The 14,827-nt window shown below is 66.9% G+C and carries 19 protein-coding genes; 12 read left to right on the top strand and 7 right to left on the bottom strand.

The window, feature by feature from the left end:
• The first annotated feature begins 75 nt into the window (after window positions 1-75).
• Both M3N53_04160 and M3N53_04155 read left to right on the top strand, forming a co-directional pair.
• A complete protein-coding gene (locus M3N53_04160) occupies window positions 76-630 on the top strand; it encodes a TlpA family protein disulfide reductase (GenBank protein MDP9067533.1) in 555 nt (184 codons plus the stop codon).
• Window positions 631-1,377, top strand: coding sequence for a cytochrome c biogenesis protein CcdA (locus M3N53_04155; GenBank protein MDP9067532.1), 747 nt, complete (start codon window positions 631-633; stop codon window positions 1,375-1,377). It abuts the gene before it with no gap.
• A 53-nt stretch (window positions 1,378-1,430) separates the two neighbouring features.
• Here the strand turns inward: M3N53_04155 and M3N53_04150 are convergent, their stop codons facing one another.
• Window positions 1,431-1,895 carry a hypothetical protein gene (locus tag M3N53_04150; protein MDP9067531.1) on the bottom strand — a complete coding sequence of 155 codons (465 nt, stop codon included), beginning with the start codon at window positions 1,893-1,895 and terminating at the stop codon, window positions 1,431-1,433.
• On the bottom strand, window positions 1,895-3,097 hold the full coding sequence (locus M3N53_04145; protein ID MDP9067530.1) for a hypothetical protein: 1,203 nt from the start codon (window positions 3,095-3,097) through the stop codon (window positions 1,895-1,897). The genes M3N53_04150 and M3N53_04145 overlap by 1 nt, the downstream gene beginning before the upstream one ends.
• 319 nt (window positions 3,098-3,416) lie before the next feature.
• Between M3N53_04145 and M3N53_04140 the strand changes: the two genes are divergently transcribed.
• The 10 genes from M3N53_04140 to M3N53_04095 all read left to right on the top strand — a co-directional run bounded on the left by M3N53_04140 (window position 3,417) and on the right by M3N53_04095 (window position 11,369).
• Window positions 3,417-3,575 carry a hypothetical protein gene (locus M3N53_04140; protein MDP9067529.1) on the top strand — a complete coding sequence of 53 codons (159 nt, stop codon included), beginning with the start codon at window positions 3,417-3,419 and terminating at the stop codon, window positions 3,573-3,575.
• 53 nt (window positions 3,576-3,628) lie between these two features.
• Window positions 3,629-3,934, top strand: coding sequence for a hypothetical protein (locus tag M3N53_04135; GenBank protein ID MDP9067528.1), 306 nt, complete (start codon window positions 3,629-3,631; stop codon window positions 3,932-3,934).
• 161 nt (window positions 3,935-4,095) lie between these two features.
• The gene (locus M3N53_04130; GenBank protein ID MDP9067527.1) at window positions 4,096-4,782 is read left to right on the top strand and encodes a redox-sensing transcriptional repressor Rex; all 687 of its coding nucleotides are present in this window, start codon (window positions 4,096-4,098) and stop codon (window positions 4,780-4,782) included.
• A gap of 18 nt (window positions 4,783-4,800) precedes the next feature.
• Entirely contained in the window at window positions 4,801-6,081 is a 1,281-nt protein-coding gene (locus M3N53_04125; GenBank protein ID MDP9067526.1) for a glutamyl-tRNA reductase, read from the top strand.
• A 55-nt stretch (window positions 6,082-6,136) separates the two neighbouring features.
• On the top strand, window positions 6,137-7,030 hold the full coding sequence (gene hemC, locus M3N53_04120; protein MDP9067525.1) for a hydroxymethylbilane synthase: 894 nt from the start codon (window positions 6,137-6,139) through the stop codon (window positions 7,028-7,030).
• Window positions 7,031-7,034: 4 nt separating this feature from the next.
• Complete coding sequence (cobA, locus tag M3N53_04115; protein MDP9067524.1) at window positions 7,035-8,555, top strand: uroporphyrinogen-III C-methyltransferase; 1,521 nt, start codon at window positions 7,035-7,037, stop codon at window positions 8,553-8,555.
• Entirely contained in the window at window positions 8,552-8,857 is a 306-nt protein-coding gene (locus M3N53_04110; GenBank protein ID MDP9067523.1) for a hypothetical protein, read from the top strand. The genes cobA and M3N53_04110 overlap by 4 nt, the downstream gene beginning before the upstream one ends.
• A gap of 1 nt (window position 8,858) precedes the next feature.
• Window positions 8,859-9,836, top strand: coding sequence for a porphobilinogen synthase (hemB, locus tag M3N53_04105; GenBank protein ID MDP9067522.1), 978 nt, complete (start codon window positions 8,859-8,861; stop codon window positions 9,834-9,836).
• Between the two features lie 53 nt (window positions 9,837-9,889).
• Window positions 9,890-11,128, top strand: a complete 1,239-nt coding sequence (gene hemL, locus M3N53_04100) for a glutamate-1-semialdehyde 2,1-aminomutase (GenBank protein MDP9067521.1) — start codon at window positions 9,890-9,892, stop codon at window positions 11,126-11,128.
• A 37-nt stretch (window positions 11,129-11,165) separates the two neighbouring features.
• Window positions 11,166-11,369: a hypothetical protein gene (locus tag M3N53_04095; protein MDP9067520.1), complete on the top strand. Its 204-nt coding sequence runs from the start codon at window positions 11,166-11,168 to the stop codon at window positions 11,367-11,369.
• Here the strand turns inward: M3N53_04095 and M3N53_04090 are convergent, their stop codons facing one another.
• The 5 genes from M3N53_04090 to M3N53_04070 all read right to left on the bottom strand — a co-directional run.
• Window positions 11,370-11,558 (bottom strand): hypothetical protein, encoded by a 189-nt coding sequence (locus tag M3N53_04090; GenBank protein MDP9067519.1) that lies wholly within the window; start codon window positions 11,556-11,558, stop codon window positions 11,370-11,372.
• A 16-nt stretch (window positions 11,559-11,574) separates the two neighbouring features.
• Window positions 11,575-12,243 (bottom strand): hypothetical protein, encoded by a 669-nt coding sequence (locus M3N53_04085; protein MDP9067518.1) that lies wholly within the window; start codon window positions 12,241-12,243, stop codon window positions 11,575-11,577.
• Window positions 12,244-12,253: 10 nt separating this feature from the next.
• A complete protein-coding gene (locus tag M3N53_04080; protein MDP9067517.1) occupies window positions 12,254-13,333 on the bottom strand; it encodes a c-type cytochrome in 1,080 nt (359 codons plus the stop codon).
• A gap of 20 nt (window positions 13,334-13,353) precedes the next feature.
• Window positions 13,354-14,181 carry a Rieske 2Fe-2S domain-containing protein gene (locus tag M3N53_04075; protein ID MDP9067516.1) on the bottom strand — a complete coding sequence of 276 codons (828 nt, stop codon included), beginning with the start codon at window positions 14,179-14,181 and terminating at the stop codon, window positions 13,354-13,356.
• Between the two features lie 16 nt (window positions 14,182-14,197).
• A partial coding sequence (locus tag M3N53_04070; protein ID MDP9067515.1) for a menaquinol-cytochrome c reductase cytochrome b subunit occupies window positions 14,198-14,827 on the bottom strand: 630 nt, incomplete at its 5' end.

Raw genomic sequence — 14,827 nt, 5'->3', positions numbered from 1 at the left:
AACCTAGCGGCAGCACCAGCACGCGTCCAGCAGAGCGCGAATCTTTTGTTCCACCGCGGTGCGAAGATTGTTCACGTGCAAGAGACGGCCACTTCCCCAGGTGCACCTCGCCGCCGCTGGCTGCGCGCGGCCCTGCTCGTGCTGCCCGCGGCCGCGTTTGTTGGTCTGCTGACAGTCGCAGTGGCAGGGAAGTCCGCCCCGCCCGCTCCCGGAGATCAGGCCCCCGCTTTCGAGGCGGCGCTTCTGAACGGCAAGGGGACCCTCGCGCTCGAGGAGCTGCGGGGGCGCCCGGTCGTGCTGAACTTCTGGGCCTCCTGGTGCATCCCGTGCAAGGACGAGGCACCCATGTTGCGCGAGGCCGAGGCGCGCTACGGCGATGACGTCGCGTTCGTGGGAGTGGACATCCGCGACGCTCGGTCGGACGCGACCGCCTTCGTCGAGGAACATGGACTGGACTACCCGCACGTGCGCGACGAGGATCTCGGCATCTACGACGCCTATGGGCTCACGGGACAGCCGGAGACGTTCTTCATCGACGAGGAGGGAAAGATCCTCGAGCACGTCCCCGGCCCTCTCTTCCGAGAGACCCTGTTCCAGCTCCTGGACTCACTCACCGCCCGCGCGGCCTGAATGGCGGATCCCTCGGTTCCGATCGCTTTCGGCGCAGGAGTCGTCTCGTTCCTGTCGCCGTGCGTTTTGCCACTGGTCCCCGGCTACATCTCTTACATGTCGGGTCTCACCGCAGGCAGCGAGGAGCTGCCGGATCGCGTCAAGACACGACGAGCCGCGATCGCATCGCTGGTTTTCGTCATGGGTTTCACGGCGGTCTTCGTGCCGCTCGGTGCGACCGCGAGCCTGCTCGGTCAGTTGCTGCGTTCGTATCAGGACGAGCTCAGGATCGCGAGCGGCATCTTCATAATCCTGCTCGGTCTCGTGTTCATGAACGTGATCAAGCTGCCTTTCCTCCAACGCGAGGCGAGGTTCCACCCAAAGCCCGGTTCGGGTTTGGGAGGCGCCGCCGTTCTGGGCGGGGCGTTCGCCTTCGGCTGGAGCCCCTGCATCGGCCCGATCCTCGGCTCCGTCCTCACGCTCGCGGCGGGGCGCGGCGCGACCGGGTCTGCGGCCGAGGGAGCCCTACTGCTGGCGGTCTACTCGCTGGGGCTCGGGGTCCCGTTCGTGCTGGCGGGCCTCGGCGTGACCAGGCTGACCGGGGTCGTGTCGTGGCTGCGGAAGCACACCCGCACGGTCTCGCTCGCGAGCGGAGTCCTGCTGATGATCGTCGGGCTTCTGTTCGTCACCGACCAGCTGTTCCAGATATCGATCTGGATGCAGAAGGCGTTCTCGGCCGCGGGGTTGGACTTCCTGGCCCGGATCTAGCCGTTCGCCGGTAGCCGAACCAGGACGGTCCGAAAGCTCCTAGGTCACGGCGTTCAGGACTTCGACGCGCCGGACAACGTGATCGTGGCGGTGCCCGACGAGGCGACGCCGGGACATGGCGGAGACGCTCCCGGGCCCTGCCACACCCACACCGACGTCGGCTTTCCGGGCTCGACCTCGATCGGCTTCTCGGTCTTGCCGCAGATGTCGACTGTCAGGTCGTCGTGCCTGAGGTAGCTGCCGTCTTCGTTCGTGTCCTGGATCACCGACGCGTACACCGGCATGCCGGTGTCGTCTTCGATCGCGACGCTGACGAAGCGCTCCTTCGGAAGGAGGTCGAAGAACAGGCACGAGCTTCCCTGGAAGCAGAGCCCGAACCCAGCGGTACCGAGCGCGGGCTCGCTGTAGGTGAGTTCCAACTTGCGCGGCTTCGGTTTGCGGCCGCGCCCGGCCGCGGGGCTCGCGAGAGCCCCAACGACCAGCACGAGAGCGAGCCCGAGCGAGATCCGCTTCATCATCAGCGGCCCAGCTTCACTGCGAAGACGTCGAGGCCGCGCTTCATGTCGTTCGTGAAAAGCCGCCCCTGGTGCCACAGCGCCGAGTACGTGTTGGAGTCAGCAGCTTGGAAGTAGGCAACCTCCTTGGGCGCAGTCGCCTCGTCCAGGTTGTGGACGCTGACGCCGCCGGTGAACCAAGTGATGGCGAGGTTGTGCGTGCCGGGCTGCCAGTCCAGGCCGTGGCTCAGGCACCACGAGGACGTCCAACCGGGGTAGGTGCCGACTCCGGTGGCGTCGCCGCCCCGAGGCGGAGTGATGCTGCTCTGCAGCTTCGGGCTCGCGGGATCAGAGATGTCGTAGATCCACGCCCGTCCGGTCGGCGAAGGCGTGCCCTTGCAGGTGTGCAGCGCGAAGGCCTCGTCATCGATCGCCAGCAGCTTGCCGTCGTAGCTCGGCACCGCGAAGTGGTTGAACTGGATCTGGGGGTTGCGGATCGTCGAGATGACCTTCGGCTCGAGCGGGTTGGAGACGTCCCAGATGCCGAAGCCGCCGTAGCCGGCGCAGAACCCGAGCTTGGCCTTCTTGCTGAGGTGGAACGAGAAGTCGTGACATCCGGTCGAGCTGCCCGTCGGGACGTACGTCGCCTTGACCTCGGGCTTCTTCGGGTTCGAGATGTCGACGATGTGCGTCTTCATGCCGCCGTTGGACGGCAGGCCGCCCGGGTTGACGTAGATGTAGTTGGTGCCGGGATACGGCTTGACCGTGTGTGACTGGGTCCCCGACGGGAGATTGATGGAGCCGATCTGGCGCGGCTTAGCGGGGTTTCGTACGTCGATCAGCACGAAGCCGGCGGCGGACTCGCCTTCCTCTGGAACGTTGCAGGTAGCGGTGTGGTGGCCCATCACGACGAGACCCGGCCTAACGACCTCCACGTCGTTGTCGTTGCCCGGGCAGCTGAAGAACCCGACCTCGCGCGGCGTCCGCCCCGACACGTCGAAGATGTGCATGCCGCCCTTCTCGGGGTCTTCGTTGCGCTTGGTGGTCCCGTTCAGCTCACCGGCGTAGATGTAGTCACCGGCGGCGGCGAGCTCGGTGCCGCCCGTGAACTCGACCTTGTCCAGCAGCTTGAGGTTCTTGGCCTCACTCTCAGCCGCTCGAGCCGGGACGAGCCCAGCGATGAGAAGCCCGATGCTGAGGCCGATCGCCCAGCGCGACCTGTTCATGAGATAAACCCCCTGATGCGTTAGTCCACTTTTGTCCGGCTTATCGATTCGCCGCCGACCCCGCCACTCCTTCGAGACCCCAGGCAGATCCCGATCCCACCCGTTCGTTGGCTGGTTGGGTACTGGCTTACTTGGCTCACCTAGAGAGAGGCAGAGAAACCGTCTAGTGCTCCCTTTTCGTAAATACGCAAGGCGCAAGGAAACGAGGAGCCACACGATCAGGGGGCTTAGCGGGAAGACCCACCGCTGCTCCGATGTGGTGCCGCTACCCGATGGGACCGTTCTAGCCTCTGGCCAGATTGTCGTTAGAGTCGGGAGCATGACCCTGTGGCCGAAAATTCAGGAATGGGTTCAGGTGACCATCTGGCGAGCGTTGCGCGACGCACCCACCACCCCTAGGAAAGACATTTCCGAGGAAGACATCGGCAGGATGGAAGCCCAACGCCCCAAGCGGGAGCGCGAGGCCAAAGAGGCTTAAGCGTCAGGGGCAGCGGTCCGCTGGTTGTCTGTCCCAGTACCATGGTTAGGAGCATGCCTGTTCTCTTGGTGGCCCTATACACCGGGATGGTTGCGGTCGCAGTTTGGGCTTGGGTGGTTATCCCGGGGGAACAGAGATTCTCGTTCCGCGTCGGAAACCCGCCGTCACTCGACGGAACCCTGGGCAAGCGCACCGCTCTCTTGATGTGGCTAGCTCAAGGAGCTGTGGTGCTGGCGGGTTCGTTGATGGCAGCGGCCGACGATGAAGCCAACCTTGGGCTGCTGGCGGTCGCAGGGGTGGGGTTGCTCCTCTTCTTGTTGCTGATGGAGATCGTCTCCGTGCGGCGTCTACAGCGCTAAAGCGCTGCCTTTTAGGTGAGCCAAGTAAGGCGGTACCGCTGGTTGGCCCCCGTGCACGAATTCACAGAGTCGGTTCTATGGGCGCGGAACGAGGTAAAACCGCAGGTCAGAGGCGGTGCTGTGTTTGTGATTGCGCTCACAAGCTTTAGGATGGGCCCCTCATGCGGAACCGACCGATCCCCGAGGCGACCGTCGCCCGGCTCCCCGTTTACCTCCGGGCCTTGCTCGAGGTCGCCGAGGGCCGCGGGGAGCTCACGGTTTCGTCCGAGGAGCTCGCGAACCTCGCCGGCGTGAACGCGGCCAAGGTCCGCAAGGACCTCTCCTACTTGGGCTCCTACGGCACCCGCGGCGTGGGCTACGACGTCGAGTACCTGCTGTACCAGATCACCCGCGAGCTGGGCCTGACGCAGGACTGGCCCGCGGCGATCATCGGCATCGGCAACCTCGGGCGCGCCCTCGCCTCCTACAAGGGTTTCTCGGAGCGCGGTTTCCGGATCTCGGCTCTGTTCGACGTGGACGACGAAGTGCTGGGAGAAGAGGTCGGGGGCCTGGCGGTGCGCCACCTCGACGAGCTGAAGGAGGCCGTGGTCGAGGAGGGCATCTCGATCGGCATCATCGCGACCCCGCCGATGGCCGCGCAGGAGGTCGCCGAGAGGCTGGTGGACGCCGGCGTCAAGTCGATCTTGAACTTCGCGCCGTCGGTCGTGAACGTTCCGCCGGACATCTCCGTAAGGAAGGTGGACCTCTCGATCGAGCTCCAGATCCTGTCCTTCTATCAGCAGCGAACCCAGGCGATCGCTACGGCTCGCGAAGCGAACCGCCGCCTCGGTGTCCACCCCAAGGCTTAGGGCGATAGCTTGAGCGGCATGTCGATGGTCGTGGTGGGTCTGAATCACAGGACCGCTCCCGTCGCGCTGCTCGAGCGGCTAACGATCAGCGCCGAGGACATGCCGAAGGCGCTTCACCAGCTCGGCACGTACCAGCATGTCCTCGAGGGTGTGGTGCTCTCGACGTGCAACCGCACCGAGGTGTACGCGCTCGTATCGAAGTTCCACGGCGGGGCCCAAGACATCCGGAACTTCTTCGCCGAGTTCTGTCATGTGGCGCCGGAGGATGTGAGCGACCATCTGTACACGTACCACGACGACGGCGCGGTCCGGCACCTGTTCCGCGTTGCGGCGGGCATCGATTCGATGGTGCTCGGCGAGTCCGAGATCCTCGGGCAGGTGCGGCGCGCGTATCAGGTGGCCGAGGCAGAGGGCACGGTCCACCGCATCCTGGGTGCGGCCTTCCGCCAGGCTTTCCGGGTCGGCAAGAGGGCGAGGAGCGAAACCGCGATCGGGCGGAACCCCGTGTCGATCTCGTCGGCTGCCGTCGAGCTCGCCAAACGCGCGTTCTCCGATGGGACGCTCGCGGGCAAACGGGTCGCGATCGTGGGGGCCGGAAAGATGGGGCGTCTCGCGGGCGACGCGCTGGCCTCCTCGGGCGCGACACAGGTGACGGTGGTCAACCGGACCGAAGAGCGGGCTCAGGCGCTGGCCGAGAGTCTGAACGTGGATTCCATGCCCTTCGAGCGGCTGCAGGAGGCGATCGCGGCCGCGGACATCCTCATCTGCTCGACCACGGCGCCTCGGCCCGTGATCGACAAGTCCTGCGTCGAGGGCGCGCTGCGAGACCGCGACGGTGAGCTCTTCATCGTCGACATCGCGGTTCCGCGCGACGTCGATCCCGCGGTCGCCGAGCTTGATCGCGTGGTCCTGCGTGACATCGACGATCTGCGCGGTGTCGTGGAGGCCGGGATAGGCAGCCGCGTGGGCGAGATATCCAAGGTCGAGGAGATCCTGTCGGAGGAACTGCAGAGGTTCGTGACGTGGGAGCGCGAAGGCGAGATCGCACCGACGATCGCGGCCCTGGTCTCCAAAGCAGACGAGGTCCGGCGCGCGCAGCTCGATGCTGTGGGCAAGAGGCTTGGGGATCTATCGCGCGAAGAGGCCGCCGCCGTGGATCACCTCACGCGCAGGATCATCTCGAAGCTTCTTCACGTCCCGATCACGAGGGCGAAGGAGGCCTCGAGCTCGAAGCAGGGGTACCTCTACCTGAACGCCCTGCGCGATCTGTTCGAGCTCGACGATGACTCCGCTCCCTAACAGACTGACGATCGCGAGCCGAGGCTCGCGCCTTGCTCTTGCGCAGACAGAGATCGTGTCGCGACTTCTCAGAGATGCCCATCCGGACCTCGAGGTCGAGGTGAAGGTGGTGAAGACCACGGGGGACGCCGACTCACGACCGTTCGCGGAGATCGGAGGCAAAGGCCTCTTCACGACCGAGGTCGAGGCCGAGGTCATGACGGGAGGTGCAGATGTCGCGGTGCACTCCGCCAAAGACCTAACCGCCGACGTCGCTGAGGGCTGCGTCATCGTGTGCGTGCCGACGCGGGGTTCGGTCCACGACGTGGTCGTCGGCGGCCATGGGAGCTCGGGTGAGGAGCGTCTGGCCGCTTTGCCGCGGGGTGCGACCGTCGGGACGTCGAGCCTGCGGCGCCGAGCCCTGTTGTTGGACTGGCGCCCCGACCTCGAGGTCGTCGAGTTCAGAGGCAACGTCGACACGCGTCTCAAAAAGGTGAGCGATGGCGTGGTGGATGCAGCGATCCTCGCCGCCGCAGGGCTCGAGCGGCTCGGGTTGGATGCCGGCGCGGCTCCGTTGGCAACTTCGCGCTGGCTCCCGGCGCCGGCGCAGGGCACCATCGCGATCGAGGCGCAGGAAGATCGAAACGATCTGAAGGAGTTGTTCGCACCTCTTGAAGACTCGGTCGCGCGTGCGGAGTTCGACTGCGAGCGCGCCTTCTCCCGAGCGATGGAAGGCGGTTGCTCGGTCCCGCTGGGGTGTCTCGCGCGCGCATCGGAGGGTCGGGTGGTGGCAGACGGGTTCCTCGGGTTGCCGGATGGTAGCCACAGCATGCGCGACCGGATCTCGGGAGGGGCCCACGAGGCGGCAGCCCTGGGCGCGGAACTCGCCGAAGCCATCATCTCGTGTGGTGGGCGCGAGATCCTCGAGGAGCTAGAGGAGTTCGCGTCCCCCATGGTGCCCGAACCCTGAACGCATGAACGTCAACGTCTTTCTCGTCGGCGCCGGACCCGGCGATCCCGGGATGATCACCCGGCGCGGGCTGGAGCTGATCCGAACGTGTGACGTCTTGTTGTACGACCGTCTCGTCGCAGCCGTCCTGGTCGCGGAGGCGCCTGAGGGGGCCGACGTCATCTTCGTCGGCAAGAATCCAGGCGAGACCTCGATGCCGCAGGCCGCGATCGACCGGTTGGTCGTAACGAAGGCGCGCGAGAACAAGCGCGTGGTGCGGCTGAAGGGCGGCGACCCGTTCGTGTTCGGTCGCGGTGGTGATGAAGCTCAGGCGCTCGCCGCCGCGGGCATCGCCTTCGAGATAGTTCCCGGAGTGAGCGCCGCCACCGCCGTGCCGGCGTACGCGGGGATCCCGGTAACCCACGGAGGCGTCTCGTCGTCGTTCGCGGTGCTGACGGGGCATGAGACCTCCCCCCGGCCCGGCTCGGCAGAGCGGTTCGCGGCGGTCGCGGCGGGGGCCGAGACGCTCGTGCTGTTGATGGGGGCCGCGTCTTTGGAAGAGACCTCGCGTCGCCTGATCGAGGCCGGCCGCGCTCGCGACGAGCCGGTCGCGATGATCGAGCGCGGCAGCACGCCCCGACAGCGCACGATCGTCGCGACCGTCGCGACGATGGCGGAGGCAGCGCGGCGTGAGCGGGTGCAGGCTCCCGTCACCACCGTGATCGGACGCGTCGTGGCCATGCGCGACGGCATCGCCTGGTTCGAGCAACGTCCGCTGTTCGGTCGTCGCATCGTAGTGACGCGAGCTCTCGCTCAAGCAGGGCCGCTGGTCGCGGCCCTCGAGGAACTAGGGGGCGACGTGATCGCGCTGCCGACGATCGAGATCACCGAGCCCGAGTCCTTCGACGATCTCGACGCTGCTATCGACCGCCTCAGCGCGGGTTCTTACACGTGGGTGCTCTTCGCCAGCGTCAACGCGGTCGATCGCTTCATGGAGCGTCTCCAGCGCGACCGCGACGTCCGTGCCTTTGCTCGCACGCGGGTGGCTGCAGTGGGGCCGAGGACCGCGGAGGCCCTTCTTCGGCACGGGATCCGCGCGGACCTGGTGCCGCACACGTTCGAGGCGACGGCAGCGGCCGCTGCCATGGGACCCGGTGCCGGCCGCGTCCTGTTGCCTCGGCCGGCGGACGCCCCGACGGACGTCGTCGAAGCGCTGCGGGAACAGGCGTGGGAGGTGGACGAGGCGACCGCCTACCGCACCGTGACCGCGGCTCCGGCTCCCGAGCACGTGGACCTTGTCCGCCGTGGCGAGTTCGACGGCATCGTGTTCGCCAGCGCCTCCGCCGTTCACAACCTCGTCCGCATCCTCGGGTCGCGTCCGCCGTCCCTCGAGTCGGGTGAGGCCTGGGTCGCCTGCATCGGCCCGTCGACGGCGGCTGCGGCGGAAGACGTGGGACTCCGGGTGGATGTCGTGCCCGAGCAGCACACCACGCAGTCTCTGGTCCACGCCATCGTGCAGCTCGGCCCCCGTAAACTGCGATCATGAAGCGAACCCTGGCGATCGCGATCTACTTGGTGGGCATCCCGGTGTGTGTCGCTCCGGCGATCGCGGCGATGGCCCAGTTCGGGTTCGCGTGGTCTCTCGACGGGCTGTCGCTCATTCTGACGAACATCATCGGCGGGGTCGTGATGTGGTGGATCGTTGCAGGCATCGGGATCCGGCTTGGCGTCTTCCCCGTCGAGTTCTTCGGGTGGGTATCGAACCGGCTGGGTCTTGGCTACGAAGCTCCTGTTCCGGGAGCGCGACGCCTGCCCGAGCGCAAGATTCCGCCTGAGGGTGCGCGCTGACGTGGCAGAGTTTCCGGATCTGAGGCTTCGTCGGCTCCGCCGCACCCCGGGGCTGCGCAGGGCGTTCGCCGAGACGACGGTCGCGCCGTCAGACCTGATCGCCCCCCTCTTCGTCAAGGAGGGCCTCACCCACCCCGTGCCGATCTCATCGCTGCCCGGGCACTACCAGCACAGCCTCGAGTCGCTGGTGAAAGAGGCGCGTGAGCTGGAGGGGCTGGGGGTCGCCGGGTTTCTCCTGTTTGGAGTACCTGCGCGCAAAGATTCCGAGGGGACCGAGGCGTGGAGCTCCAGCGGCATCAGCCAGCAGGCGATCGCGGCGCTGAAGGGCGAGCTCGGGGATGAGTCCGTGGTCATCGCGGACCTGTGTCTCTGTGAATACACCGACCACGGACACTGCGGGATCCTGGCGGGCGAGACGGTCGACAACGACCCGACGCTGGCGGCCTATCAGCGCATCGCGGTCTCGCAGGCGCAGGCGGGGGCAGATCTAATCGCCCCCTCGGGGATGATGGATGGACAGGTCGCCGCGATCAGGGAGGCGCTCGATAACGCGGCGCTGCCCGACGTAGCCGTCCTCGCGTACGCGGCCAAGTACGCGTCCACGTTCTACGGGCCCTTCCGCGAAGCGGCCGAAGGCGCTCCGAGGTTCGGCGACCGCCGGGCCTATCAACAGGACCCCGCAAACGTGGACGAGGCCCTCCGCGAGGTGGCGCTTGACATCGCCGAAGGAGCCGACGCCGTCATGGTCAAGCCCGCCGTTGGCTACCTCGACGTGCTGCGGGCGGTGAAGCAGGAGTTTGCCTATCCGACCGCGGCCTACAACGTGAGCGGTGAGTACGCCATGCTCGTGGCCGCGGCGCAGCGGGGCTGGATCGACGAGCGCCAAGCAACGCTCGAGACCCTGACCTCGATCAGACGCGCTGGAGCGGACCTCATCGTCACGTACCACGCGCGGAAAGCCGCTGAGTGGCTGAGGTAGGTCCCCGCTCCACCAGCCGCTCCGACAAGCTGTTCGACGAAGCACTCAAGCTGATGCCAGGTGGGGTGAACTCGCCCGTGCGCTCGTTCGCCTCGGTTGAATCACACCCGTTCTTTGTCGAGAGCGCTTCGGGCGCGACGATCACGGACGCCGACGGCAACAGCTACATCGACCTCGTGCAGTCGTGGGGAGCGTTGCTGTTCGGCCACGCCCACCCCGCGATCGTTGCGGCGGTAAGCGAGGCCGCGGCGAGCGGGACCTCCTTCGGCACCCCTGCGGAGCTCGAGGTGGAGCTGGCGCGGCTCATGCTGCGCTTCGTCCCCAACGTCGAGCGCATCCGCTTCGTCTCGTCGGGCACGGAGGCCGCGATGGCCGCGGTTCGGCTTGCGCGCGGCGCGACCGGACGAGACAAGATCTTGAAGTTCGCGGGCTGCTACCACGGGCACTCCGACTCGTTGCTGGTCGACGCCGGGTCGGGCGTCGCAACGCTGGGCATTCCGGGAACGCCTGGCATCACGCGCGCGACCGCCGCGGACACCATCGTCGTCCCGTACAACAACCTCGACGCGGTGGACGCCGCGTTCGAACGTCATTCGGAAGAGGTAGCGGCGATCCTGGTCGAGCCGGTCGCGGCGAACATGGGCCTGGTGCTCCCCCACGAGGGGTATCTCCAGGGTTTGCGGAAACGCTGCGACGCTGCCGGCGCGTTGCTCGTGTTCGACGAGGTCATCACGGGCTTCCGTCTGGGTCCGGGCGGCGCACAGCAGAGGTACGGCGTCGCGGCCGACCTCGTCCTGCTGGGGAAGATCATCGGGGGCGGTCTCCCCGTCGGCGCGGTCGCGGGCCGCGCCGAGCTGATGGACCAGCTCGCTCCCGCCGGACCGGTCTACCAAGCCGGCACCCTTTCGGGGAACCCCGTCGCGATGGCGGCGGGTATCGCCGCTATGACACTGATCGGCGCCGACCCCGGCGTCTACGACCGCATCCAGGAAACCGCGCGGTCGCTGGTGCGCGGGCTCGTGGATGCAGCCGATGTTGCCGAGGTGCCGATGGTTGGGGCGGCCATCGGGGGGCTCGCCGGCTTCTTCTTCTCTAACGCCGAGGTCGAAGACTACGAGGCGGCGAAGCGGTCCTTCGCGGATGCCTATGCGCGGTTCTTCCGCGGGATGCTCGCCCACGGCGTCTACCTGCCTCCGTCACGGTTCGAGGCGCTGTTCCTTTCTGCCGCGCACACCGAGGAACACATCGATCACGTGGTGGGGGTGGCGGCGCATGTCCTCACCTCCCGGTAGACCGCGATGGCGGCCGTTCGAGCCGTGGCGCAAGGTGATGCTGCTGGGGGCACTGATCTTGCTCGCCAACGCGCTGGCGGAGACCTTGATCGACGGGGGGCTTCCGACCTGGGCGCGATTGATCCTGACCTTCGTGGGCTACGGGTTCCTCGCCGCAGGCTTCGGCATGCGCATGCGCGCGCTGAAGGCGGAGAAGGAAGCTAAGAACGCCGAGGCGTCAGAAGGAGAAGCCGGAGGCTAGCTAGTCGTCGCGGCCGAGGATCAGCCACAGGATGAGCATCGTAAGGAGCAGCATCCCCGCCATCGCGACCCACGCGACGCCGCCGTTGCTGGTGGGCGTCTCGCCGCCGGCGTTGATCCCACCCCTGCAGGACGACATCGTCAGCGCTGCGAGCAGGAGCAGGCTCCAAACCTTCTTGATCTGAGTCATCGCTTCGCTCCTGTTCCTAGGCCGGTACGGGCTCGCGTCGCCGAGCGCGTTTCTCGGAACGGCTCAGGCCCACGAGGTGCAAGACGAAGAGGACGAGGGTCCCGAGCGTGATCATCCGCGCCTGTCCGAGCGGGTTCCCCGGGTCGTACTGCATCACGACGAGCACTTCGTAGGTCTGGTCTGCGTCGGCTCCAACCACCTCGAGTGTCGTCGCGCCGTACTCGATGCCGTCCTGTTCGAGAAGGAGCGTCGCCTCGTCGTCGACGACGTTCGCCGATTCAATGATCTGCGGAAGTCCTTCGACCCCCTCCTCGGCCGAGGCCGTGGTTACGTAGTCCTGCGCCGCGCTCGCGAGCTCGGCGATCCGCGCGACCTCGACATCGTCCTCCGTGTCCGGTGGATGCCACGGGCTTTCCGGATAAGACGTAGCCTGGTTGAACTCCACCTGCGATGGGTCGGTTCCGATGCCGACGGGATCCCATTCGGGCAGTTGGCCCACGGGGCCGAGCGGGTTGATCGACCACACGATGCCCATGATCAGCGTGAACGCGAGGGTGATCGACGCGGTCACGAAGTAGGCGAGCCGGGCCCCCATCACGAGCATCAACAGAAGGAACGCGCTCCCGCAGAAGATGATGATGGACGACACGAACGCCGCCATGCCCGAGATGAAGGGGATGTCCACTAAGCCACCATCACAACGTGCGCTCGTAGGCCATCACGGCCTGGATCTGCGCATCGGTCAACGGATACGGCGGCACCGGGATGCCCTGCGCGGGAGACTCGGCGAACTGCGGCATGAAGGCGAAGCGGCGGCCGTTGCGGATCGTGAACTCGTGTTCCCGCTCCGTTAGGTGTTTCACGTCGCCCTTCCACAACGCGAGGCCCTGGTACCAGACCGGCGCCTCGACCATCTCACCCTCGACCTCGATCTCCACCGTCCGAGTGCCTTCCTTGCCCTCCCCTTCCGGCCCGTGACACACCGCGCAGCGCGCCTCGAAGATCTCCTGCCCGCACGAGATCTGGTTCGTCGCGGTCGGCTTCTGGCACCCCTCAGAGAGCTCGGCCGGAGGCTGCTGGTTGCCAGGCAGGCTCCGCAGCCACGCGACCACGTCGTCGACCATCATCTGGGTCATCGATCCGCCGTACTCGACGCCCCACGCAGGCATGTCGGTTCCAGGGCGGCCGCGCTCGATCGTGAAGCGCACGACCTCCTCGTCCCAGCGGGTGAAGACGTTGTTCAACGGAGGCGCCTGGTACGCCACGACCTGGTTGGTGATCGGGTCCTTGAAGGGCGGGTTCCCGATACCACCGGCAGCGACGTTCTCGTCGGGGGGCTCGTGCAGTTTGCCGGGGCTTCCGTGGCAGTTGGCGCAACCCTGTCCGAGCGCCAGAGCTTTCTCCTCGGCTTTGAACTCGGCGGCGGGGATGTCTTCCTCGAGCTCCGGGGGCCGCGCGAAGATCAGCTGACCGCGCTCCAGCGAGCCCTCAGCGAAGCGGTGCTCGAACGCCTCTTGGCGCTCCCTCTCGGGCAGCCAGTAGACGGGGATGAACACGGCGGTCGCGAGCGTCGCGACCAGTCCGCCGACCATGACGCGCTGCAGGCGCGGTCCCTCGAGCTCTTCGTCGGGGGGGGCCGGGCGCATGGCCATGGGGATGCCGAGCAGCGTCGACGGCTTGCGCGTCCGGCGCTGGCGCGACAGGAAGATGCCCCACAGGATCGCCGCTGGGACGAGCACGACCAACGCGATCGCTACAACCGAGCCGGTATCCACCCTTGTTTAGTTCTCCTCTTCTATGTGGGGACGCAGAGCGGGCCCTTGGGCTCCGCGAACTGGTCCCAGGTGCTGACGCCCCGCGGCGGCCCCTCCTGCGTGTCGCCGGTGTCCACCACGACCATGCCGCCTTCGATGCTGATAGGGAACCTATCCAGCCCGCGCGGAGCGGGCCCGCCGTAGTACTCGCCGGTGAGGCGGTACTTGGATCCGTGACAGGGGCACTCGAACAGCATCGAGGTCCCGCAGTGCGGGACCGAGCACCCGAGGTGGACGCACTTCCTGTAGAGAGCCTGCATCTTCGCCTCCGCGGCTCCCACCGCGAGGTACACGGGGACGTCGCCAGGATCGCCTTCGTAGTAGGTCAGCCAAAAGCGGCCTTCCGGCACGAACAGCGGCGTGAAGTTGCCCTCGGGGCCGATCTGTCGCAGGAGGTCGGCGTGCGAACCGACGGTGATCCTCGTGCCGAAGCCGCCCGTGAGCTTGGGCCACAGGAACGAAAGGGTCGCCATCCCGAAGAACCCGAGGAACGCGCTGAACGATGCCGCCCAGGCGCGGTTCAGGAACTGCCGGCGCGAGACCGCCATCTGCTCCGGCGTCAGCGGCTTCAGCTTCTCCTTCGGGACCTTCTCGACCGTGACGTCTCCACCACCGGCGCCTGCACCCACGGCCGCAGACGCTGGCACGACTGTCGCGCCCTGGGAATCGTGGGTGCCCACCGGGTGCTCGCGGCTCTCGGCGCCGGTCGCCGCCTTCCGCTGCCGTCGCACAGTCACGTTCACCATGAACAGCGCCCACGCGACGACGCTGAGGGCGACGAGGATGAGAGCGATCGTTCCTGGGTTCACTGGGCTCCTCTGATCGCTATAGCTCGAAGAAGATCGGGCCGGTCTCCCACGGGTACACGAAGTTGAAGCCGGGCCCCCGGAAGAACATGCCGATGGTGGTCAGGATCGCGAAGCTGATCACGAAGAACGTGAAGATGACGATGGCAAGCTTTCGGTCGTCCGGCCTCGTCGATGGATTGCGGTCGATGAACGGCGTCGCGAAGAGCCCGATGATGATGACCGTTGGGATCGTGACCCCGGCGGGCTGCGGGTGGAAGTACCGGAGCAGCTCCTGGAGCCCGAGGAAGTACCACGGCGCCTTCGACGGGTTCGGCGTCTGGCTGAAGTTCGCCAGCTCACGCAGCGGTGCGTCAACGGCGACCGAGAACAGCGTGATCATCGCCATCACGACCAGCAGTGAGACGAACTCCGCCGCCATCAGGTGAGGCCACACGTTGACGCGGTCCATCGGCTGGCGCTCGACCTTCTGGATCGCCTCGGGCTTCACGACCGCTAACAGACGCTGCACCCGCTCGGGCACCGCGGCCGCATTGCCGTTCCCGACCGCCTTCTTGGCGGGAGCCCCGGTTCCGGCGCGGGCGGCTGGTCGCGCGGCGGCGGGTTTCGCCGCAGCAGGAGCAGCGGCCCCTCCTGCCGCAGGCTGTGC

It is taken from the genome of Actinomycetota bacterium, assembly GCA_030776625.1.
Taxonomy (GTDB): Bacteria; Actinomycetota; CADDZG01; order CADDZG01; family WHSQ01; genus MB1-2.
This window is presented reverse-complemented; position numbering and strand designations above follow the sequence as displayed.